The organism is Nocardioides sp. TRM66260-LWL, assembly GCF_020075545.1.
In the GTDB taxonomy this organism is placed as follows: Bacteria; Actinomycetota; Actinomycetes; order Propionibacteriales; family Nocardioidaceae; genus Nocardioides.
Map to the genome: position 1 here is coordinate 92548 of NZ_JAIQZK010000001.1, position 20181 is coordinate 112728.

General features: G+C 75.2%; 20 protein-coding genes and 2 tRNA genes. 9 read left to right on the top strand and 13 right to left on the bottom strand.

The features are described from left to right. Positions 1–53: 53 nt before the first annotated feature. Positions 54–1358, bottom strand: a complete 1305-nt coding sequence (locus tag K8Z61_RS00495) for an FAD-dependent oxidoreductase (protein WP_224126116.1) — start codon at positions 1356–1358, stop codon at positions 54–56. 198 nt (positions 1359–1556) lie between these two features. Between K8Z61_RS00495 and K8Z61_RS00500 the strand changes: the two genes are divergently transcribed. From K8Z61_RS00500 to K8Z61_RS00510, 3 genes are all read left to right on the top strand, one after another. Continuing rightward, the gene (locus tag K8Z61_RS00500; RefSeq protein WP_224126117.1) at positions 1557–2078 is read left to right on the top strand and encodes a hypothetical protein; all 522 of its coding nucleotides are present in this window, start codon (positions 1557–1559) and stop codon (positions 2076–2078) included. Beyond that, the gene (locus K8Z61_RS00505; RefSeq protein ID WP_224126118.1) at positions 2075–2512 is read left to right on the top strand and encodes a hypothetical protein; all 438 of its coding nucleotides are present in this window, start codon (positions 2075–2077) and stop codon (positions 2510–2512) included. Before K8Z61_RS00500 ends, K8Z61_RS00505 begins: the two co-directional genes overlap by 4 nt. A 296-nt stretch (positions 2513–2808) precedes the next feature. Beyond that, on the top strand, positions 2809–3528 hold the full coding sequence (locus K8Z61_RS00510) for an ATPase, T2SS/T4P/T4SS family (protein WP_224126119.1): 720 nt from the start codon (positions 2809–2811) through the stop codon (positions 3526–3528). A gap of 8 nt (positions 3529–3536) precedes the next feature. On the opposite strand, the gene K8Z61_RS00515 is transcribed toward K8Z61_RS00510, so the two are convergent. The 3 genes from K8Z61_RS00515 to K8Z61_RS00525 form a co-directional block, all read right to left on the bottom strand. Next, complete coding sequence (locus K8Z61_RS00515) at positions 3537–3719, bottom strand: hypothetical protein (protein ID WP_224126120.1); 183 nt, start codon at positions 3717–3719, stop codon at positions 3537–3539. 250 nt (positions 3720–3969) lie between these two features. Then, positions 3970–4045: transfer RNA gene (locus tag K8Z61_RS00520), tRNA-Lys, on the bottom strand. Positions 4046–4132: 87 nt separating this feature from the next. Beyond that, the gene (locus K8Z61_RS00525; RefSeq protein ID WP_308116722.1) at positions 4133–5818 is read right to left on the bottom strand and encodes an NAD(P)/FAD-dependent oxidoreductase; all 1686 of its coding nucleotides are present in this window, start codon (positions 5816–5818) and stop codon (positions 4133–4135) included. Between the two features lie 123 nt (positions 5819–5941). Here K8Z61_RS00525 and K8Z61_RS00530 point away from each other — a divergent pair, with 123 nt between their 5' ends. Then, on the top strand, positions 5942–6889 hold the full coding sequence (locus K8Z61_RS00530) for a pirin family protein (protein WP_224126121.1): 948 nt from the start codon (positions 5942–5944) through the stop codon (positions 6887–6889). Here K8Z61_RS00530 and K8Z61_RS00535 read toward each other — a convergent pair. The 5 genes from K8Z61_RS00535 to K8Z61_RS00555 all read right to left on the bottom strand — a co-directional run bounded on the left by K8Z61_RS00535 (position 6874) and on the right by K8Z61_RS00555 (position 13847). Next, entirely contained in the window at positions 6874–9528 is a 2655-nt protein-coding gene (locus K8Z61_RS00535) for an AMP-binding protein (protein ID WP_224126122.1), read from the bottom strand. The genes K8Z61_RS00530 and K8Z61_RS00535 overlap by 16 nt on opposite strands. A gap of 60 nt (positions 9529–9588) precedes the next feature. Continuing rightward, positions 9589–10659, bottom strand: a complete 1071-nt coding sequence (locus K8Z61_RS00540; protein ID WP_224126123.1) for an ABC transporter ATP-binding protein — start codon at positions 10657–10659, stop codon at positions 9589–9591. Continuing rightward, positions 10656–12152, bottom strand: coding sequence for an iron ABC transporter permease (locus tag K8Z61_RS00545; protein ID WP_224126124.1), 1497 nt, complete (start codon positions 12150–12152; stop codon positions 10656–10658). Before K8Z61_RS00545 ends, K8Z61_RS00540 begins: the two co-directional genes overlap by 4 nt. A 131-nt stretch (positions 12153–12283) precedes the next feature. Then, positions 12284–13300: an iron ABC transporter substrate-binding protein gene (locus tag K8Z61_RS00550; RefSeq protein WP_224126125.1), complete on the bottom strand. Its 1017-nt coding sequence runs from the start codon at positions 13298–13300 to the stop codon at positions 12284–12286. Positions 13301–13379: 79 nt separating this feature from the next. Then, positions 13380–13847: a MarR family winged helix-turn-helix transcriptional regulator gene (locus K8Z61_RS00555; protein ID WP_224126126.1), complete on the bottom strand. Its 468-nt coding sequence runs from the start codon at positions 13845–13847 to the stop codon at positions 13380–13382. 82 nt (positions 13848–13929) lie between these two features. Here K8Z61_RS00555 and K8Z61_RS00560 point away from each other — a divergent pair, with 82 nt between their 5' ends. After that, a complete protein-coding gene (locus K8Z61_RS00560; RefSeq protein ID WP_224126127.1) occupies positions 13930–14700 on the top strand; it encodes a pirin-like bicupin family protein in 771 nt (256 codons plus the stop codon). A 157-nt stretch (positions 14701–14857) separates the two neighbouring features. After that, entirely contained in the window at positions 14858–15628 is a 771-nt protein-coding gene (locus K8Z61_RS00565; protein WP_224126128.1) for a GNAT family N-acetyltransferase, read from the top strand. A 30-nt stretch (positions 15629–15658) separates the two neighbouring features. Here the strand turns inward: K8Z61_RS00565 and K8Z61_RS00570 are convergent, their stop codons facing one another. The 4 genes from K8Z61_RS00570 to orn all read right to left on the bottom strand — a co-directional run bounded on the left by K8Z61_RS00570 (position 15659) and on the right by orn (position 17834). Further along, positions 15659–16213, bottom strand: a complete 555-nt coding sequence (locus K8Z61_RS00570) for a hypothetical protein (RefSeq protein WP_224126129.1) — start codon at positions 16211–16213, stop codon at positions 15659–15661. Beyond that, positions 16210–16932: a DJ-1/PfpI family protein gene (locus K8Z61_RS00575; RefSeq protein ID WP_224126130.1), complete on the bottom strand. Its 723-nt coding sequence runs from the start codon at positions 16930–16932 to the stop codon at positions 16210–16212. The genes K8Z61_RS00570 and K8Z61_RS00575 overlap by 4 nt, the downstream gene beginning before the upstream one ends. A 136-nt stretch (positions 16933–17068) precedes the next feature. Next, positions 17069–17144, bottom strand: a tRNA-His gene (locus K8Z61_RS00580). Between the two features lie 54 nt (positions 17145–17198). Further along, positions 17199–17834 carry an oligoribonuclease gene (gene orn / locus K8Z61_RS00585; RefSeq protein ID WP_224126131.1) on the bottom strand — a complete coding sequence of 212 codons (636 nt, stop codon included), beginning with the start codon at positions 17832–17834 and terminating at the stop codon, positions 17199–17201. Between the two features lie 48 nt (positions 17835–17882). Here orn and K8Z61_RS00590 point away from each other — a divergent pair, with 48 nt between their 5' ends. From K8Z61_RS00590 to K8Z61_RS00600, 3 genes are all read left to right on the top strand, one after another. Next, positions 17883–18329 carry a nuclear transport factor 2 family protein gene (locus K8Z61_RS00590; protein WP_224126132.1) on the top strand — a complete coding sequence of 149 codons (447 nt, stop codon included), beginning with the start codon at positions 17883–17885 and terminating at the stop codon, positions 18327–18329. A 91-nt stretch (positions 18330–18420) separates the two neighbouring features. Then, positions 18421–19149 carry a thioredoxin domain-containing protein gene (locus K8Z61_RS00595; RefSeq protein WP_224126133.1) on the top strand — a complete coding sequence of 243 codons (729 nt, stop codon included), beginning with the start codon at positions 18421–18423 and terminating at the stop codon, positions 19147–19149. Then, on the top strand, positions 19146–20177 hold the full coding sequence (locus K8Z61_RS00600) for an adenosine deaminase (RefSeq protein WP_224126134.1): 1032 nt from the start codon (positions 19146–19148) through the stop codon (positions 20175–20177). The genes K8Z61_RS00595 and K8Z61_RS00600 overlap by 4 nt, the downstream gene beginning before the upstream one ends. Positions 20178–20181 lie beyond the last annotated feature (4 nt).

Genomic DNA, 20181 nt, shown 5'->3' on the forward strand with positions numbered 1-20181 from the left:
GTGTGGTCGGTGGCGGTGTGCGGCGGCCGGATCCGGCCGCCCGTGGCCGGGGCTCAGGAGGCACGGCGACCTCCGGCGTCGCGGGGGAGGCCGAGCCGGTCGAGGACCGCCGTCGCGGCGCGCTCCCCGGAGGCCAGCGCCCCCTGGAGCGACGGCGTCGCGCGGTGGTCGCCGCAGACGACGAGGTCGTCGGCGAGCCAGGTGGCCTCGGCCCGCACGCGGGCCGGCACGGTCGTGGCCGGCAGCGCGTGGACGATCTCGTGGCGTGCGACGGGCTCCCAGTCGCCCGGGTCGACGCCGTGGATCTCGCCCGCGTGCCGGCGCATCTCGGCCTCCGACGGGACCGGGCCCGAGCCGAGCAGCGCGCTGCCCTGGACGAGGTGGCGTCCGGCGGGAGCGTGCTCGGGCACGGCCTGCGAGACGACGGCGGTGTTGACCAGGGGCCCGCGGCCCGCGCGGACGTCGACGTGCACGAGGGAGTCGGCGGCCGGCGCGGTCGGTGCCGACCACCACTGGGTGACGACGCCCCGCGGCTCGGGGGCGGCGAGGTCGAGCCGGTCGTGCGCGGCAGCCGCGTCGGTGGCCCACACGATCACGTCCGCTCGGACGTCGCCGGCGGGGGAGCGGAGCAGCGCGCCGTCGGCGTCGCGCTCGATCGTCTCGACCTCGTGGTCGAGACGGACGTCGAGGCCCTCGGCCAGGAGCCGCGGCAGGACGCCGATGCCGCCCACGGGCAGCCCCGGGACGCCGGACAGGAAGCTGCGGACCACGAGCAGGGCGTAGCGGTTGGCGACCTCGGCGGGGTGGTCGAGCACGACGCCGGAGAGGAACCCGAGCAGGGCCTCGCGCAGCTCGCCGGCGACGCCGGCGTCGTCCAGCGCGCGGCCGAGCGTCACGTCGTCGGCCGCCTCGACCCGTCGGGCGAGCCGGTGCGCGGCCGGCCCGGCCACGAGGACCGGGCGCAGCCAGCGGGCCAGGGCCAGCGCGTCGCCGGGGTTCCGACCGAGCGCGCCGAGGGTGCCCAGGGTCAGGCGCGGTGCCTTGAGCGGGTGGCCCCACCGGCGCAGGCCGTCGTCGGTGCGCAGGGCGAGCCCCGCGGTGAAAGGGCGCAGGTCCAAGCGCTCGACGTCGATCGCGCGCCGCAGGGCCGGGTAGCCGGGGTTGAGCACCTGGAAGCCGTGGTCGACGACGTGGCCGTCGACGACGTCGCTGGCGACGCGTCCGCCCACGCGTGCGGAGCGCTCGAGGACGGTGACGGCGAGGCCTGCCCGCTCCAGCACCGCCGCCGCGCGCAGGCCAGCGACGCCCGCGCCGACGACGGCGACGCGGCTCGCGCCTGCGCGGTGGTGGGAGGTCATGGAGCGTCAGCAGTCCTTCAGGTGTCGGATCACCCGTGCGTAGGTGATGAGCTTCAATCTACACCAAACCTCAACAGGGCCGCTGAGAACATGAACAAAGATCTGAGGTTAGGGCTTGGAATCTCAACAGGACTGTGTGTAGATTTCCGATCAGCAAGTTCAGCAGGCCCACCTCGGCAGCACAGGAACGGAGCTCGGATGACCACCACCTCGGCCCACCCGGCCCGGTTCCTGCGCGGCCGCCTCCGACTGGTCGGCGGGGTGCAGCACGTGGCGGGCGACACCCCGCCGACCTCCTTCTCCGCAGCACGGCCCGGCACCCGGCCGATGCTGCTCACGCCGTACGCGGCCACCGCGCTCGAGTCGCCGTCCGCGACGGTCGCCGCGCGGCACAGCCGCTCGGGCCTGCAGCGCCGGCTCCGCGTCGGACAGCAGGTCGTGCTCGTCGACCGCCGCGGCGGGCAGCATGACGGCGTGGTAGAGGACATCGCCTACACCGAGGACGACGTCGTCTACCTCCTGGGACCGGAGCGACGCGGCCGGCGTCGTCCGACCTCCCTGCCGACGCCGACCGCGACTCCGGGCCCGTCCCGACGCACCACCGCCCTGCTGGCGCGCACCGCGCCCGACACGGACCGCGACGCGCGCAGCGCGTCGGTCCTCGACCTCGAGCTCGCCCGGCGGCGTCGTGCCGCCCGGGAGGACGGAGCAGTCCGATGAGCACCACCCAGCCCACCCACGTGCAGCAGGCCGCCCGGATGCGTGACGCGCTCGGCCGTCTGCGCCGCTCCCGCGCCCAGCTCCTCCGGCGTCCCGAGGACTCCTGCCAGCGGGCGGTCGAGCGCGTCGACGCGCTGATCGACGGCCTCACCCGGCGGCTCGACGAGCTCGACCTGGCCGGGGCGCCCCTCGAGGCCTGGGCCGTCCTGGTCGACGACGACGGCCGCGAGGTCAGCGTCCGCACCCCCTGCGTCATCGGCGTCCCCGACGCCGACGGTGTGCGTCATGTCGACCGAGCGCTGGAGATGGAGGGCGACGCAGCGGCCATGGGCCGGGCACGCCGCCTCCGGCTGATCGGCGGCGACGGCGGCGTCGGAGAGCTGCCGCTCGACGACCTCGGTCGCGCTCCCATCTGGTTCGAGCGCACCGCCTAGAAGACTTGCCGGGTCCCCTGCCTTTCTGTGGCGGGCGGGCAGGGGGCCCGGCAACACCAGACTTGTCGAGGTCCTGCGCCTTTCTGTGGCGGGCAGGCGCAGGACCTCGGCAAACAGATGTGCCGGACCCCGCGTTCTTCTGTGGCGGGCGGACGCGGGGTCCGGCATCCCCTCGTGTCGGGGCCCTTCCGTGGCGGGCGGGCCCCGGCCCATCTCCACGCGCGCCGCGGTCGGCGCCACGGCCGCTAGGCTGCCGCCGCGGCGCGCGCCCGTGCCGCCCGAGGGGCAGGAGACCGATGACGACCGATGCCGCCGTCGACGACGGCCTCGCCCGCGTCCTGCTCCGTGCCGGCGTCGTCGCGCTGGCTCAGGTCGACCTCGCGCGCGAGCGGGCCGACGCCCTGCCGCTGGCCGCGAGCCTGATCAGCGTCGGCGCCGTGTCGGACGACGTGCTGGCCCGGGTCCTGGGGACGCATCACGAGCTGCCGGTGCTCGACCGCGCTCAGCTGGACGACCTCACCGCCCTGGTCGACGCGAGCGGCTCCGCGGCCGTCCCGGTCGAGGCCTGGCACCAGGGCCTCGGCGGCGTCGTCGCGGTCACGCCGGCGCCGGGGGTCGTCGCGATCGCGCGGCTGCGCGACCTGCAGGCGACCGTCGGATCGCCGGGCGAGCCGCGCGCGGCCAGCGCCGACACCGCGGCGGGCGCCACCATCTCGGCGCTCCTCGATCGCGTGGTCGCGCTGCGCGCCGACGACGTCGTCAGCGAGTCGGTCGGCGACCGGGCCCGGATGCGGCTGCGGATCGGCGAGGTCGTCGAGGAGCTCCTCGACGTGCCCGCGGCGATCCTGCCGGCGCTCTCGGCGGAGCTGAAGCACCGGGCGGGCCTCGACCCGCTCGTCCGGCACCGGCCGCAGGACGCGCTGGTGCCGCTGCAGGCCTCGATCGGCCCCGTGCTCGCGCACGTGGCGACCACGCCCACCCCCGCGGGGGAGCGGGTCGTCGTCAGGTTCGTCTGACGTCGCGCTCAGGCGTCGGCGAAGCAGAGCAGGCAGGAGCCGGCCGTGTGGGCGAGGTGGCTGCCGTGCAGGCGCTCCGAGCGGCGCAGGAGGTCGCGCAGCGCCTGTTCGGACCGGGCGATCTCGACCCGGGCGGCGGCGGTGGCGTCGTCGAACTGCGCGTGCAGGGTGCTGGCTGCGCTGATGCCCATCTCGTCCTCCTCGGGTCCGGGTGCGCGTCGTCGCGCTCCGTGAGGAGCATGCGCCGGGGTCGGCCTGCTCCACAACGGACGGGGGCCAGGTCGACCCGACCGCCGTCGCAGATGACCCGATCGGACTATCCGGGCTCGACCTGAGCGGTTTCCCGGTGCGGATCGAGGCGGACCGGGCCGGCGCGGATCGACGCGGATCTGCCCGGAGACGACGCGAGGCCCCGACCGTGGTGGTCGGGGCCTCGCGAGGTGGTACGCCATCAGGGACTCGAACCCCGAACCCGCTGATTAAGAGTCAGCTGCTCTGCCAATTGAGCTAATGGCGCCCGTGCGGTGAAGCGAAGAGAACATTACCAGCGCCCCGCAGGCCGGAGAAATCGAGGGACGAGCGGAGTCGGCCCGTGCGGTCCGGATCAGCCCCGCTCCGCGAGGACGGCCTGCGCGGCGTTGTGCCCGCCGAGCCCCGACACCGCGCCGCCGCGCTTCGCGCCCGAGCCGCAGAGCAGCACGCCCGGCACGCCGGTGGCCACGCCCCAGGCGTCGGCCGGGTCGTCCAGTCGGGCGCGTCCGCGCGCCCAGGGCCAGTCGAGGTCGCCGTGGAAGATGTGGCCGCCGGGCAGGGCGAGCTCGGCCTCGAGGTCCTGCGGCGTGCGCACCTCCACGCACGGGCGGCCGTCGGCGTCGCGGGCCAGGCAGTCGGCGATCGGGTCGATCAGGTGACGGTCGAGCGAGGCGAGGGCGGCGTCGCGTGCGCGGTCGCGGGCGGCGTCGTGGTCGCCCTCGAAGAGCCAGGCCGGCGTGTGCAGGCCGAACCAGGTCAAGGTGTGCCGATCGGCGTCGTTCTCGCCGAGGATCGAGGGGTCGGTGAGGGAGTGGCAGTAGACCTCGCCGGGCAGCGGGTCGGGCAGGCGTCCGGCCGACGCGGCGCGGTGCGCCTCGGCGAGCTCGTCGTAGCCCTCGCAGAGGTGCAGCGTGCCGGCGAACGCCGTCCGCGGGTCGAGGCCCGAGCGCAGGCGCGGCAGCCGGTCGAGCAGCATGTTGATCTTGAGCTGGGCGCCGACCGGCTTGGCGGTCGGCTCGGCGGCGCCGCCCAGCAGGATCCGCAGCACCCACGGCGCGACCCCGGACAGCACGTGGCCCGCGGTGACCGAGCGTCGTCCCGCCGCGTCGTCCCAGACGACCTCCGACGCGGAGCCCGGGCCGGAGCCGGGGTGGATGCGGTGCACGCCTGCGCCGGTGAGGATCTCCGCCCCGGCGCGCGCCGCCGCGGACTCGAGCGCGCCGGAGACCGCGCCCATTCCGCCCACGGGCACCCGCCACTCGCCGGTGCCGCGGCCGATCAGGTGGTAGAGGAAGCAGCGGTTCTGGACCAGCGACGGGTCGTGCAGCGAGGCGAAGGTGCCGATCAGCGCATCGGTGGCGACGACGCCCCGCACCGTGTCGTCGGCGAAGCGGCGCTCGATCGCCTCACCCAGCGGACGCTCGACCAGGTCGCCCCAGATGCCCGGCGCCTGGGCCTCGACGGCCTCCCGCAGCACGCCCTCCCGGGGGAGCGGCTCGGTGAGGGTCGGCTCGACGACGCGGGCCAGGTGCTCGATGCCGCCGTAGAAGGCGCACCACGCCTCGTACTCCTCGTCGCGGCGGGTGACGGCCCGGAAGGAGTCGCGCGTCGCGCGTCCCTCCGGCCGCTCGACGAGGAGTCCGGTGTCGACGCCGTCGCGGACGGTCGGGGCGTAGGACGCCGTGCGGCGCGAGACCAGGCGCAGGTCGAGGTCGAGCTCGTCGGCGATCCGCTCGGGCAGCAGGGAGACGAGGTAGGAGTAGCGCGAGAGCCGCACGTCGTGGCCGGCGAAGGCCTGCTCGGAGACCGCGGCGCCGCCGGTGCGGCCCAGGCGCTCGAGGACGAGCACGCTCAGCCCGGCCCGGGCGAGGTAGGCCGCCGAGACCAGCCCGTTGTGGCCGCCGCCGACGACGACGACGTCGTAGTGGCGGCGGCGCGGCTCGCCGTCCAGGCCCCGGGCGGGGCCGGGTGCCGACAGCGGATCGTCGTGGAGTGGTGCGCAGAGGGGACCGGCCGGGGAGTCCGGGGTGGGGATCACCCGCGGCACCCTAGTCAACGACCGTGCACCGGTCGTCCCACGTCCGGGCGGGTCGGCGCGACGCGGAACATTCAAGATTCAACTACTGTTGTGGCTGCATCATCCCGTGAGAAGGAGCCCCCGATGCCCGCGATCACCGTCGACGACCTCACCACCCTGGCCCGCGTGCGCCGTCCGGGACTCGGCGACCAGCCGCGTCCGGTCCGGCGGATCAGCACCGCCCCGCAGGGCTACGAGGGCGAGGGCTTCCCGGTGCGCCGGGCCTTCGCCGGCCTCGACCTGCGCGACCTCGACCCGTTCATCATGATGGACCAGATGGGCGAGGTGGAGTACGCGCCCGGCGAGCCCAAGGGCACGCCGTGGCACCCCCACCGCGGGTTCGAGACCGTCACCTACATCATCGACGGCGTCTTCGACCACCACGACTCCCAGGGCGGCGGCGGCACGATCACCAACGGCGACACCCAGTGGATGACCGCCGGCAGCGGCCTGCTGCACATCGAGACCCCGCCCGAGTGGCTGGTGACGTCCGGCGGCCTCTTCCACGGCCTCCAGCTGTGGGTGAACCTGCCGCGCGACGCCAAGCTGAGCACCCCCCGCTACCAGGACCTGCGCTCGGGCGAGGTCGCGCTGCTCGCCGGCGACGACGCGGGCGCCCTCGTGCGGGTGATCGCGGGCTCCGTCGACGGCCACCGGGGTCCGGGCTCCACGCACACGCCGATGACCTTCGTCCACGCCACCCTCGAGCCGGGCGCCCGCCTGGAGCTGCCGTGGGACGTCGACTTCAACGCCCTGGTCTACGTGCTCAACGGTCGCGGCACCGTCGGCGTCGACGACCAGCCGATCCGCACCGGCCAGGCCGCGGTGCTGGGCGCGGGCGACTACCTGACGATCGCCGCCGACCGCTCCCAGGAGAGCCGGCACCCGGCGCTGGACGTCGTCGTCATCGGCGGCCGGCCGATCCGCGAGCCGATCGCCTGGGCCGGTCCGTTCGTGATGAACACCAAGGCCGAGGTCCTGGAGGCGTACCAGGACTTCCAGCGCGGACGCTTCGGTCAGCCGACCGACTGAGTCCGCGCGTCCGCCGTCGGCGCCGTCCTGCGGGCGGCGCGGACGGCGGGGCGGGCGGCGACCAGGACGCCGCGGCCCCGCCGCACCGCCCACCAGGCCGCGAGGCCGACGCCGAACGAGGCGAGGAACCCGGCCAGCGGGTCGTCGATGCGCTCGAAGACCTGCCAGTGGGTCAGGTAGATCCACAGCGACGCGCCCGCCAGACCTCCTGCGAGCGTCGCCACGGCGGACGGCACCCGCACGCTGCGCACCCAGGTGAGCAGGGCCAGGCCGGCGAGCACGATCAGCTCGCGCTGGGGGTCGTCGAAGAGCCCGGCCAGCCCCACGGCGCCCAGCAGGGTGACGAGCAGCCGCCGGCGCGCGGTGTCGGCGCGCGCCGCCGCCCAGCCGAGCGCGAAGATCCACGCGATCACGCCCGGGGTGCACCGCTCCGTGGTGCCGGCCTCGACGCCCGTCCACGCGTAGCGCACGACCAGCCCCGCCACCGCGAGCCCGATCGGCAGGGCGAAGGGACGGCGTCGCTCGAGTCGGTCGACACCCGGCACCGCGAGCAGCGCGGCGGTGCCGACGACCAGCCAGAACGCCGCCTCGACGAACCACAGGTGCCAGTCGTCGGTCCAGGCGTCGCTGCCGAGGAGCCCGTTGAGCATCAGCGGGGTGGGCCAGCGGTACTGGCCGGTCGTCAGCACGACCGCCCCGGCCACCAGTGCCGTCGGCACCAGCAGGTGGGTCGCCGAACGGAGCAGGCCGCGCACGCGCGCGGCGGCGGTCGGGTCGGCGAGCCGGAAGCGGGCCAGGTTGAAGCCCAGCAGCGCGAGCAGCGCGTGTGCTCCGCCGCGCACCTCCCAGACCTGGGTGTGCGTGCCGACGATCAGCACGATCGCCGCGGCCCGCACGAGCACCGACACCTCGGTCGGCACCGGGCGCAGCCAGCCGATCGCGCCCATGCCGTCCAGACGGCGCACGGCGCGGGGCCGGCGATCGGTGCCGGTGCGGGTCGCGGCGCGCTCCGCCGTCGCGGCGGCCAGGCGCTCGAGCTCGCGGACCGGCAGCCGGTGCCAGTCGTCGGGGAGGCGGTGGAGCCGACGACCCACGCGGGTGGCGAGCTCGACGTAGGAGAGGGAGTCGCCGCCGAGCTCGACGAAGCTGCGGTCGGCGTCGATGCGGCCGCGACCGAGCACGAGCGCGACCTCGTCGGCGAGGGTGCGCTCGGGACGGGATCCGGCGGGACCGACGCCGGGCTCGGGCGCCTGGTCGGGCCGCTGGTCGGGCCCCTGGTCGAGCAGTCGCTCGAGCGCGGCCCGGTCGGGCTTGCCGGACGACGTCCGGGGCAGGCTCGCGACGGCGACCACGCGGACGGCGTGGTCCGGCAGGCCGGTCGCCTCGCGCGTCCGGCGGCGCAGTGCGGCGAGCCGGCCGCGCTCCTCGGTGACGACGTGCAGCCGCTCGTCGTGCATCAGCGTCCAGGCCGGCGCGACCGGGTGCAGCAGCCGCTCGAGGTCGTCGAGGTCGAGGCGCAACCCGAACGGCTTCGCGACCCGATCGCGGCGGCCGACGATCTCGACCAGCCCGTCGCGGATCCGGGCGAGGTCGCCGGTGCGCAGCGTCGTCACGTCGCGGCCGCGGGCGAGGTCGGCAGGGGTGCGGGCGTAGCCGAGCATCACGTTCGGGCCCTCGTAGACGAGCTCGCCGACCTCCGGGTCGTCGTGCCCGACCGGCTCGACGCGCAGCGTGCCGCCGGGGATCGCGCGGCCCACCGAGGACGGATGCCGATCGGCCAGGTGCGGGGGCAGCATCGCCATCCGGGCCGTGGCCTCGGTCTGGCCGTACATGACGACGAGGTCCCAGCCCCGCTCCGCGCCGAGCCGCGCGTGGTGCTGCACCCGCTCGGGCGCCAGACGGCCGCCGGCCTGGGTCACGCGACGCAGGGCGGGCAGCTCGCGGTCGGCCAGCCCGGCGCGGTCGAGAAGGTCGACGGTGTAGGGGACGGCCGCGAGCGTCGTCACGTCGCTCATCGCCGACCAGAACGCCGGCTCGGCCACCGAGGCGTCGCACAGCCGGACGCTGCCGCCGCGGACCAGGTGCGAGGTGACCACCGAGAGCCCGTAGCAGTAGTGGAGCGGCAGCGAGGTGATCGCGCGGTCGTCGGGCCCCAGCCCGAGGACCTCGGCGATCGCGGCCGCGTTGCTGCGCAGCCCCTCGGCGGAGAGCCGCACGAGCTTCGGGCTGCCCGTGGAGCCCGAGGTGGTGAGCAGCAGCGCCAGCTCGGGGTGCAGGTCGTGGGCGGGCGGCGCGTCGACCGCGCGGCGGTGCACGGTGCCGGCCGGCGTGACGACGACGTCGGGGTCGTAGGCCGCGATCGCCCGCTCGAGCTGGTCGGGACGGTCGGCCGGCAGGAGCAGCGCGACGTGGTCGTGCTCGAGAGCGGCGACCAGGGCGACCAGGGAGTCGAGGTCGCGGCCGAGACCGAGGGCGACGAGGCGTCGACCGGTGCCCCAGTCCGCGGCCACGTCGGCCGCGCGCGCCGCCAGCTCGTCGAAGTCGAGGGTGCCGTGAGCGCCGACCACGGCCGGACGTGCGCCATGGCGGTGGAGGCCGAGGATGCGGCCGATGCGCACGTCCGGGGCGGTCGGGTTCACGGCCCGAGCATAACTTAGGCCAGGCTCACCTAAGGCGCCGGGTGGTCGATGTCACCGGGATCACCGGGGATGCGCGGACGCGGGGCCGACCACGTCGACGCGCACCTGCGCGCCGGGCTCGGGCGCGGTCAGGCCGTCGGTGCGGGCCAGCAGGCGCACGTCGGCGTCGTCGAGCAGGGCGAGCCGGACGGTGGCGTCGTGGCCGTGGAAGCCGACGTCGATCACCCGGGCCAGCGCGCCGCCGTGCGTGGCCGCCCGCTCGGGGGTCAGCCGCAGCTGCTCGGGACGCAGCACGAGGGTGACCTCGCCCTCGAGCGCGGCCTCGTCGGCCTCGGAGACCAGGGCGACGTCGCCGAGCGCGCAGGTGGCCCGGCCGGCGCGTGCGCGGGCGGGCAGCACGACCGCGCCGCCGACGAACCGGGCGACGTCGGCGTCCGCCGGGCGGGCGTACAGCTCGCGCGGGGCGGCCGCCTGCACGAGGCGTCCGGCGCGCATGACGGCGACCTGGTCGGTGAGGGAGAGCGCCTCGTCCTGGTCGTGGGTGACGAGCACGCCGGTGGCGCCCGCGGCGCGCAGCGCGGCCACGACGGCCTCGCCGGTGCTGGCGCGCAGGGCGGCGTCGAGGCTGGAGAACGGCTCGTCGAGCAGCACGACCGACGGCGCCGGCGCCAGCGCGCGGGCCAGGGCGACGCGCTGCTGCTGGCCGCCGGAGAGCTCGTGCGGCGCGCGCTCGGCGAACGTCCGCGGCAGCTCGACGAGGTCGAGCAGCTCGGCGACCCGGGCCACGCGCTCGCGGCGACCGCGGCCGGCGCGACCCCGCAGGCCGAAGGCGATGTTCGCGGCGACGTCGAGGTGCGGGAAGAGGGCGCCCTCCTGCGGCACGTAGCCGATGCCGCGGTCGCGGGCCGGCACGCAGCGTCCGGGCGCGGCGACCACGCGACCGTCGAGGGCGACCGACCCGGCGTCGGGCTCGAGGAACCCGGCGATCACGCGCAGCAGCGTCGTCTTGCCGCAGCCCGAGGGGCCCAGCAGCGCCGTCACCGAGCCGGGCGGCACCGCCAGGCTGACGTCGTCGACGGCGCGCACCGGCCCGAAGGAGCGGCTGACGTGCTCGAGCACGAGGGTGGTCATCGGTCTCCTCCTCCGGCCGAGACGCGGCCGAGCAGCACGGTGGCCGGCAGCGAGATCAGCACCATCAGCAGCGCGTACGGGGCCGCCGCGCCGTAGGCCACCGACGACGAGGCCGACCAGAAGCGGGTGGCGAGCGTGGCGACGTCGATCGGCGCGAGCATGAGGGTGGCGGTGAGCTCGGTGGAGACCGCGAGGAAGACCAGCGCAGCGCCGGACGCGACGCCGGGCGCGATCAGCGGCAGCGTGACCCGGCGGATCGTCTCCAGGGGGCCGGTGCCGAGGCTGCGGGCGACGTCGTCGAGCACCGGGGGCGCCTGCTCGATCGCGGCGCGCAGGCTCACCACGGCGCGCGGCAGGAACAGCACGGCGTAGGCCGAGAGCAGCAGCGCGTAGGTCTGGTAGAGGTCGGGGACGACCCGCAGCGAGGCGGTGACCAGCGCCAGCGCGATGACGATGCCCGGCAGCGAGGTCGACACGTAGGTGCTGCCCTCGAGCAGCCCGGCCAGACGTCCGCGGTGCCGCACCGCCAGCCAGGCCACCGGCGCGGCCAGGACGACGGTGATCGCGGCGCCCGCAGCGCCGAGCGCGAGGGAGGTGCCGGTCGCGGCGAGCAGGTCGGCCACCGGGAAGGCCGTCGAGGAGCCGACGACCAGCCAGTGCACCAGCGCGTAGGTGGGCACGCCGACCGCGAGCGCCACGACCCCGGCCGCGGCGAGGAGGCCGACGGGTGTCCAGCGGCCCAGGCGCTGACGGTCGGCCGGCCGCGCCGAGCCGGCCGAGAGCCGCGCGTACCGGCGTCGTCCCCGCAGCCGCAGCTCGGTGAGGAGCAGCAGGAGGCAGCACAGCACGAGCACGCTGGCCGTCATGGTGGCGGCGCCGCCGTTGAAGGTGGAGCGGTACTGGTCGTAGATCGCGGTGGTGAAGGTCGGGAAGCGCAGCATCTGGATCGCGCCGAACTCCGCGAGCAGGTGCAGGCCGACGAGCAGCGAGCCGCCGAGCAGTGCGGGGCGCAGCTGCGGCAGCACGACCCGGACGAAGACGGCCAGCCGGCCGTGGCCGAGGGCCTGGGCGGTCTCCTCGAGCGCGGGGTCGAGGCCGCGCAGCGTCACGACCGCCGGCAGGTAGACCAGCGGGTAGTAGGCGAGGGTGACCACCAGCACCGCGCCGGCGTAGGTCTGCACCGAGGAGGTCAGCGAGACCCAGCCGAAGGACGTCACGAAGGCCGGCACCGCGAGCGGGGCGACGAGCAGCGCGTGCCACAGGCGACGCAGCGGCAGGTCGGTGCGCTCGACCAGCCAGGCGCAGCCGACGCCGACGACGGCGCAGGCGAGCATGCCGCCGACGACCAGGCGCACGGTGTTCCAGAGCAGCTCGCCGATGCGCGGACGCCACAGCAGGTCGTAGGCCTCGCGCGGGCCGACCGCGGCGGCGTCGTAGGCGACGAACCCGAGCGGCACCAGCGCGAGGGCCGCGACGACGACCGCCGTCAGCACCAGCGTCCGCGGAGCGCGGGCGCCGCGATCCTTCGGGCGCGCGCGTCCGGCCCCGCCGCGCGGCGCGGTCGGGCCGGACGGCTGGGACGGGTCGGGCGCGCCCGGGGGCGTCGGCCGCTCGAGGACGGTGATCAGAGCAGGCCCACCTGCTGCATCAGGTCGACGACCTTGCTGCTGTTGAGCTGGGTGAGGTCGACCTTCGGGGGCTGCAGCGCGTCGAGCGCCTTGACCTCCGGCGGCAGCGAGGCCTCCGGGTTGAGCGGGTACTCCAGGGCGTAGGAGTCGCCCATCGCCTGCTGGGCCTGGGCGGAGGTCAGGTATTCCACGAAGCGCTGCGCGTCGCTCTGCTTGCTGGACGAGGCGAGCACGCCGGCGGCGGAGACGCTGAGGAAGGCGCCCGGGTCGCCGTCGGTGAAGTAGTGCAGGGCCGAGGAGTCAGAGTTCTCGCCGTTCTCCTGGCGGTCGCGGGCCCAGTAGTAGTGGTAGGTGATGCCGGCGTCGACGTCGCCGGCGTTGACCGCCTGGAGCACCGAGTTGTTGCCGTCGTAGACCCGGCCGTTGGCCTTCAGCCCCTGCAGCCAGGTGCGGGTGGCGTCCTCGCCCTCGAGCTGGAGCACCGCGCTGACGATCGCCTGGAAGTCGGCGCCGTTCGGCGCGTACGCGACGCGGCCCTTCCAGGCGGGCTTCGCGAGGTCGAGCAGCGAGGTCGGCAGGTCGGCCTGCTGCACCTTCTGCGTGTTGTAGAGCAGCACGGTGGAGCGGGCGAGGAAGCCGGTCCAGTCGCGGTCGGCCGGCACGTACTGGCGCGGGATCGGCTTCAGCGCGGCCGGCTCGACCTTCGTGAGCAGACCGGCGCCGTCGACGAGGGTCATGGCGGGGGAGTTCTCGGTGAGGAAGACGTCGGCGGGGGAGGCCTTGCCCTCGGCCACGATCTGGTTGGCCAGCTCGAGGTCGCTGCCGTTGCGCAGCTTGACCTTGATGCCGGTGGCCTTCTCGAAGTCCGGCACGATCTGGGTGATCAGCTGCTCGTGCTGGGCGTTGTAGACGGTGATCGACGGGCCGTCGTCGCCTCCGCCGCAGGCCGCGAGCGCGGGCAGGGCCACGGCGGTCGCGGCGACGAGGGCGAGGGCACGGAGCTTGCGGGGCACGGGGTCTCCTCCAGACGAATTAGGCAAGGCCAACCTTACCTAATGCTTGAAGCGCGGCCCAGGTGACGTCCGTCGCCGCTCAGGCCAGGCCGGCGGCGATCCGGTCGAGGATCGCGCCGAGCCGCGCCAGGTCGTCGTCCCGCAGCGGGTCGAGGACGAGGCGGCGCACGGTGGCGACGTGCGCGGGCGCCGCCGCCTCGATCGCCCGGCGCCCCGCCTCGGCGAGCACCACGTACGCGCCGCGGCCGTCGTCCTCGCACTCCTCCCGCTCGACCAGCCCGCGCGCGCCCATGCGTCGCAGGTGGTGGGAGAGCCGGCTGCGCTCCCAGGCCAGGGCGTCCGCCAGCTCGGAGACCCGCAGGCGGCCCTCGGGGCTCTCGCTGAGGCGGACGAGGACGTCGAAGTCCGGCAGGGAGAGCCCGGCGTGCTCGTGCAGGTCGCGGTGGAGGGCGGCGGGCAGGGCCGCCGTCACCTCCAGCCAGCGGCGCCAGACGCGCTGCTCGGCGTCGGTGAGCCAGGGGGCGGCGGTCTCGGCGGCGGGGGTCATGGAATGGATGCTATCCCTAAGTGGTTGACGCGTCATCTACCTGCCGTCCAGACTGGACGCACCCGGCCCGAGAGGAACCACCATGAACGCCACCATCGAGCTCGCCCCGTCGATCGACGTGCGTCGCGCGGCCGACCGGTTCGTCTCCGACTTCGGCTGGCTCGACTCCAAGCACTCGTTCTCCTTCGGGCAGCACTTCGACCGCGCCAACACCCACCACGGCCTGCTGCTGGTGAACAACGACGACGTCGTCGACGCCGGCACCGGCTTCGACACCCACCCGCACCGCGACATGGAGATCGTCACCTGGGTGCTCGACGGCTCGCTGGTGCACCAGGACTCCACCGGCCACAACGGCGTCATCTACCCGGGTCTGGCCCAGCGGATGAGCGCCGGCACCGGCATCCTGCACTCGGAGAAGAACGACTCCTGGACGCTCGGCGGCCCCGAGCACCGCCAGCCGGTGCACTTCGTCCAGATGTGGGTGCTGCCCGACGAGTCCGGCATCGTGCCCGGCTACGAGCAGCTCGAGATCGCTCCCGAGCGGCTCGCCGGCCAGCTCGTGCCCGTGGCCTCCGGCATGGCGGCGCACCGCGACGAGACCGCCATCCGCATCCGCAACCGCTACGCCGCGCTGCACGCCGCCCGGCTCCAGCCCGGCGAGAGCGTCGAGCTGCCCGACGCACCGTACCTGCACCTCTTCGTCCCCCGGGGCGCCGTGACGCTCGAGGGCGCCGGCCCGCTCGCCACCGGCGACGCCGTCCGGTTCACCGCCACCGGCGGGCAGCGGGTCACCGCCACCGAGGCCGCCGAGATCCTGGTGTGGGAGATGCACGCCGGCGTCGCCGCCTGATCGTGCCGGCGTGTGTCGGTTTCCCCGGGCGCCCGGGGAAACCGACATTCCGTGACGCGCAGGGCACCGTCGAGGGACCGGCGAGGTGCCGTACGCGTCACGGAAGACCGCAGCGACCTCCGGGTGACCAGGCCGGTGGCCTGGCAGGATCCGGTGCATGGACGACGAGCTGCAACGGCGCGTCCTCGCAGCCTCTGCGGCCTGGCGCTCGCCGTGGTTCCCGCCCGACGCCCGTCACCTCCGTGACGATCGACTCGAGGCGTATGCCAAGGACGGGCTCCTGACCGTCATGCACGTGGGCCTCCCCGGGCGCGGCGGGACGCCGTCCGCGGCGTCGGATCTCGCTCTCGTCCAGGATCTCGCTCGGCGCGCCGGCTGCTCGGAGGTCTCCTGGACGAGCGGCGCCGGCGTGAGCGCCGCGGGTCTGGAGGAGCTGCTCGCAGCGCGAGGCGGGACGGTCACCGCGACCATCGAGATCCTCGCCCGACGCACCGACGTCACGGCGCCGGCCCCCGAGTCCAGCCGGATCGTGGTCGCCGAGGTCGCCACCGCCGAGCAGTACCGCGACGTCCTGCGGGTCGACGCGGAGGTCTGGGACCACGCCATGCCGGACGAGTCGGAGCTGCGAGCGGGCTTCCCGGCCGGGGCGGACGGCCGCTGGCTGGCCACCCTCGACGGTGAGCCCGCAGGCGCCGGCGGGTACGGCATCGTCGACGACGTGGCCCGGTTGTGGGGCGCGGGCGTCGTGCCTCGTCATCGCAGGCAGGGCGTCTACGCGGCGCTCGTCGAATGCCGTGTCGAGAGCGCACGTGAGCGGGGCGCGAGCCTGGCGCTGGTGCATGCGCTGCCGACGTCGGCGCCGATCCTGCGGCGGCTGGGCTTCGAGCGCTTCGGCGAACGGCTCGTCTGGAGGTTCGCCGCTGGTTGAGAGCCCCGCGGGTCACCTTCGTCCCACGCGTCACCAGCGCAGCATCGGCGCCGGGTCGGTCGGGTGCCTCACCGCCCACGAGACCGCGTGGCGGACCAGGAACCGGTGGAACCCGAGGTAGGGGAACGCCTCGACGGCGGCCGTGACGTCGCGCCGGCGCAGCGGCGTGCCGAGGGTGACGCCGCGGGTGGCGTCGACGCGGTCGGCCAGCCGGAAGGTCTCGACCCAGGGGTCGTCGCGGACGGCACGGAGACGGTGGTGATCGGCCACCATCCGCTCGACGCGGGCGATCTCGTCGTCGGTCAGGTCGAGGCCGAGCGGATCGACGAGGGTCGCCGCGAGCGCCACCGACGGGTCGAGGTAGTCCCAGGTGCGGCCGGTCCAGATGCCGGCGTCGTGGATCGCCCAGGCGAGCGCGATCGCGGGCGGCGCCTCGGCCAGGCCCAGCATGGCGAGCTGGTAGGTCAGCCCGCGGTGCACGTGGTTGCGGTAGGCGGCGAGATCGTCCCCGATCTGCGGAGCGAGCCGGGCGAGCACCTCCTCGGCGACCGGGTCAGGGCGGATCGGCCCGGTCCCGCCCGTCACCCGCGACCGCCTCGACGGGCACGGACCGCGCCGACGGCCGCCGCCCACCCGAGTCGGACGGGCGCGGTCAGCTGCCCGGCGGCCAGGGTCTCCCGTGCGAGCAGCGACGTCGCCCGTGCCCGGGTGCCCGCGCTGGCCTTGGACCAGTGGCCCGAGTCGAAGGGCGGCTGCGGGTCGTACTCCAGCGCCAGCTGGATGGCCTCGGCGCGCTCCCGGCCACCGAGCTCGCCGGCGAGCCACAGCCCCAGGTCGATGCCGGCCGAGACTCCCGCCGCGGTGACGATGCGTCCCGTCCCGACGATGCGCTCGTCGCCGACCGGCGTGACGCCGAAGGGGCGCAGCAGCGGCAGCGCCATCCAGTGCGACGTCGCCCGCTGCCCGGCCAGCACGCCGGCCGCGGCGAGGATCACCGATCCCGAGCACACCGACGCCGTCCAGCGGGACGTGCGGTGCGCGGCCCGCACCCAGCCGAGGACCCGCTCGTCGCGCGCGTGCGTCATCGTCGTCATCCCGCCGGGCACCAGCACGACGTCGGGGGTCGGCGTCTCCTCGAGCGTGTGGGTGGCCCCGACGAGCAGCACCCCCGAGTCGGCGGCCACCGGCCCCGAGTCGTGCCAGACGAAGCGGACCTCGACGTCGGGCAGGTTGCGCAGCACCTCGTACGGCCCGATCAGGTCGAGCGCCGTGTAGCCCGGGTAGAGGAGGATCGCGATCTGCATGGCGCGTCCATGGTCCCGCGTCGGCGCGGCTCGGTCCATGGTCGAGTGGGATCCGGCGTCCCTCGGTGCGACCCGAGCAGAAAGCCCCTGACCGCGTCTCCGCAGGTCAGGGGCTCGCTGTCGCCCTCACGGGCACTGGGGTGAGTGACGGGACTCGAACCCGCGGCCACCTGGACCACAACCAGGTGCTCTACCAGCTGAGCTACACCCACCATCGGCCCGCGCTGGCGCGAGCCGTCGTGAAGTGTAGGGGATGGCGCGGGGGGTCACTCAATCGGCGGTTCGCCGGCCGGTCGCGCGCCGGTCAGCGAGCCGCCGTGCTCGGCGGCGAGCTGCTTGACGCGGTCGGTGTCGGGCCCGGGAGCGGGCACGAAGACGGCCTCGCGGTAGTACCGCAGCTCCTCGATCGACTCCTGGATGTCGGCCAGCGCCCGGTGGTTGCCCTTCTTCTCCGGCGCGCCGAAGTAGGCCCGCGGGTACCAGCGGCGGGAGAGCTCCTTGATCGAGGAGACGTCGACGATGCGGTAGTGCAGGAACGACTCCAGCCGCGGCATGTCGCGGCCGAGGAACGCGCGGTCGGTGGCGACGGTGTTGCCGGCCAACGGCGGGCGGCTGCCGTCGGGGCAGTGCTCGCGCACGTAGGCGAGCACGGCGTCCTCGGCCTCGGCGAGGGTCAGGCCGGCGTCGAGCTCGGTGAGCAGGCCCGAGCGCTCGTGCATCTGCCGGACGAAGTCGCCCATCTGCTCCAGCGCGGCGGCCGGCGGCTTGACGACGAGGTCGACGCCCTCGCCGAGCACGTTCAGGTCGAAGTCGGTGACGAGCGCCGCGACCTCGATCAGGGCGTCGGCGCCGAGGTCGAGCCCGGTCATCTCGCAGTCGATCCAGACGAGGCGGTCGTTCATGGGTCCGAACCCTACGCCGGACGTCGGCGCCCGCCCTACGCTCGGCCCGTGACCGACCCCGCCCGCGCCGTCGAGAACGTGCTGTACGAGTACGCGGAGCTGATCGACGCCGGCGACCTCGACGGGGTCGGCGCGCTGCTGGCCCACGCGCGGCTGCTCGCCGACGGCCCGGACGGACCCGTGGTCGTCGCCGAGGGCCGGGAGGCGATCACCGCGCTGTACCGCTCGACGACGCGGATCCACCCCGAGACCGGGACGCCGCGCACCCGGCACGTCACCACGAACGCCCGCATCGAGGTCGACGAGGCGGCCGGCACCGCGACGGCCCGCTCGGTCTACACCGTGCTGCAGGCCACCGACTCCCTCGCGCTCCAGCCGATCGTCAGCGGCCGCTACGAGGACGCCTTCGAGCGGGCCGACGACGGCTGGCGGCTGACGAGCCGGCTGATCCACGTCGACCTGGTCGGCGAGCTCGGTCAGCACCTGCTGATCTGACCCGCCCGGGGCCGTGCCCGCCGCTGGAGCGGGCCGCCTAGCCTCGACCCCGGGTCACCCCGTCCCCGCCCACCCCGAGGAGCCCGTGCCGATGGCCGCCCGATCCGATCGATCCGACCGACCTGCCGGTCCCGCCCGTCCCGGCGCCGGGCTCAGCCCCGCGGCCCGCCGTCGCCGCGCGATCAACCTCGCGACGCTGGCGTGCGTCCTGGTGCTCGTCGTCGGCGTCGCCTACCTGGTGACGCGCTCGTCCGGCCCCGGCCCGGTGAACGCCCCGCCGGCGGGGCAGAGCCGGTACGGCGTCACGCTCGGCGAGGCGTCCGCGCCGCACAGCGTCGTCGTCTACGAGGACTTCCTCTGCCCCTTCTGCCGGCAGTTCGAGGAGGCCACCGAGACCGAGCTGGCGCGGCTGGCCGAGGAGGGGAAGGTGTACGTCGAGTACCGCCCGTTCGTGCTGCTGAGCAAGGCCGGCGACTACTCCGCGCGCTCGCTCAACGCCTTCGCCGTGGTCAAGCGGGCGGCCGGCGACGCGGTGGCGCTGCGCTTCCACGACCTGCTCTACGCCCAGCAGCCCGACGAGCGGGGTCCCTTCCCCGACGACGACTGGCTGGTGGCGCGGGCCGTCGAGGCCGGGGCGCAGGAGGACGCCGTGCGCCCGGGCATCGAGGGCCGCGCCGAGCAGTCCTTCGTCGACGGCGCGACGAAGGAGGCGCAGGACTCCGGCGTGCAGAGCACCCCGTCGGTGCTGCTCGACGGCACCCTGCAGACCGGACGCACCGTCGACGACGTCGTCGCCTCCGTGCTGGGAGCGGTGCGGTGAGCGGGCTGGACGCCTTCGTCGCCGGCCTGCCCAAGGCCGAGCTGCACGTGCACCACGTCGGCTCCGCCTCGCCGCGCATCGTCGCCGAGCTCGCCGCCCGCCACCCGGGCACCGTGCCGAGCGACCCCGCGGAGCTCGCGCGGTTCTTCGAGTTCCGCGACTTCGCGCACTTCGTGGACGTCTACCTCGCCGTGGTCGCGCTCGTCCGGACGCCCGAGGACGTCCGCTACCTCACCTACGAGGTCGCCCGCGAGATGGCCGAGGGCCAGGCCCTGCGCTACGCCGAGCTCACCTGCACGCCGTACACCTCGATCGTCGCCCACCGGGGCCACCCCGGCATGGCGCCCGACGCGTACCTCGACGCGCTCGAGGACGCGCGCCGCGCCGCCGAGCGCGACCACGGTCTGGTGCTGCGCTGGATCTTCGACGTGCCGGGGGAGTCCGGGCTGCCCGCGGCCGACGTGACGCTGGACGTGGCCCGCCTCGCCCTGCGCCGCGGCGACGCCCTCGTCGGCTTCGGCCTCGGCGGCCCCGAGATCGGCGTCCCGCGCCCGCAGTTCCGGCCGCACTTCGACGCTGCCCGGGCCGAGGGCCTGCACAGCGTCCCGCACGCGGGGGAGACCACCGGCCCGCAGACGGTCTGGGACGCGCTGCGTGAGCTCGGCGCCGAGCGGATCGGCCACGGCACGTCGTCGGCCCAGGATCCCGCCCTGCTGGCGCACCTCGCCGAGACCGGCGTCCCGCTCGAGGTCTGCCCGTCGTCCAACCTCGCGACGCGGGCCGTCGCCAGCCTCGAGGAGCACCCGCTGCGGGCGTTCCGCGACGCGGGGGTCGTCGTCACCGTCAACTCCGACGACCCGCCGATGTTCGGCACCGACCTGTGCCGCGAGTACGCGATCGCGGCCGACCTGCTCGACCTCGACGAGGAGGGGCTGCGCGAGCTCGCGCGCACCGCCGTGCGCTGCTCCTTCGCGCCCGACGACGTGCAGGCCCGGGTGCTGGGCGAGATCGACGCCTACGCCGGCTGAGGCG

Excerpts from the sequence above, each read along its gene's own strand:
- K8Z61_RS00515 (WP_224126120.1), bottom strand. The coding sequence starts at position 3,719 with ATGGGCATCAGCGCAGCCAGCACCCTGCACGCGCAGTTCGACGACGCC.
- K8Z61_RS00555 (WP_224126126.1), bottom strand. The coding sequence starts at position 13,847 with ATGACCCCCGCCGCCGAGACCGCCGCCCCCTGGCTCACCGACGCCGAG.
- K8Z61_RS00530 (WP_224126121.1), top strand. The coding sequence starts at position 5,942 with ATGCCCGCGATCACCGTCGACGACCTCACCACCCTGGCCCGCGTGCGC.
- orn (WP_224126131.1), bottom strand. The coding sequence starts at position 17,834 with ATGAACGACCGCCTCGTCTGGATCGACTGCGAGATGACCGGGCTCGAC.
- K8Z61_RS00495 (WP_224126116.1), bottom strand. The coding sequence starts at position 1,358 with ATGACCTCCCACCACCGCGCAGGCGCGAGCCGCGTCGCCGTCGTCGGC.
- K8Z61_RS00505 (WP_224126118.1), top strand. The coding sequence starts at position 2,075 with ATGAGCACCACCCAGCCCACCCACGTGCAGCAGGCCGCCCGGATGCGT.
- K8Z61_RS00560 (WP_224126127.1), top strand. The coding sequence starts at position 13,930 with ATGAACGCCACCATCGAGCTCGCCCCGTCGATCGACGTGCGTCGCGCG.
- K8Z61_RS00595 (WP_224126133.1), top strand. The coding sequence starts at position 18,421 with ATGGCCGCCCGATCCGATCGATCCGACCGACCTGCCGGTCCCGCCCGT.
- K8Z61_RS00500 (WP_224126117.1), top strand. The coding sequence starts at position 1,557 with ATGACCACCACCTCGGCCCACCCGGCCCGGTTCCTGCGCGGCCGCCTC.
- K8Z61_RS00510 (WP_224126119.1), top strand. The coding sequence starts at position 2,809 with ATGACGACCGATGCCGCCGTCGACGACGGCCTCGCCCGCGTCCTGCTC.
- K8Z61_RS00575 (WP_224126130.1), bottom strand. The coding sequence starts at position 16,932 with ATGCAGATCGCGATCCTCCTCTACCCGGGCTACACGGCGCTCGACCTG.
- K8Z61_RS00540 (WP_224126123.1), bottom strand. The coding sequence starts at position 10,659 with ATGACCACCCTCGTGCTCGAGCACGTCAGCCGCTCCTTCGGGCCGGTG.
- K8Z61_RS00565 (WP_224126128.1), top strand. The coding sequence starts at position 14,858 with ATGGACGACGAGCTGCAACGGCGCGTCCTCGCAGCCTCTGCGGCCTGG.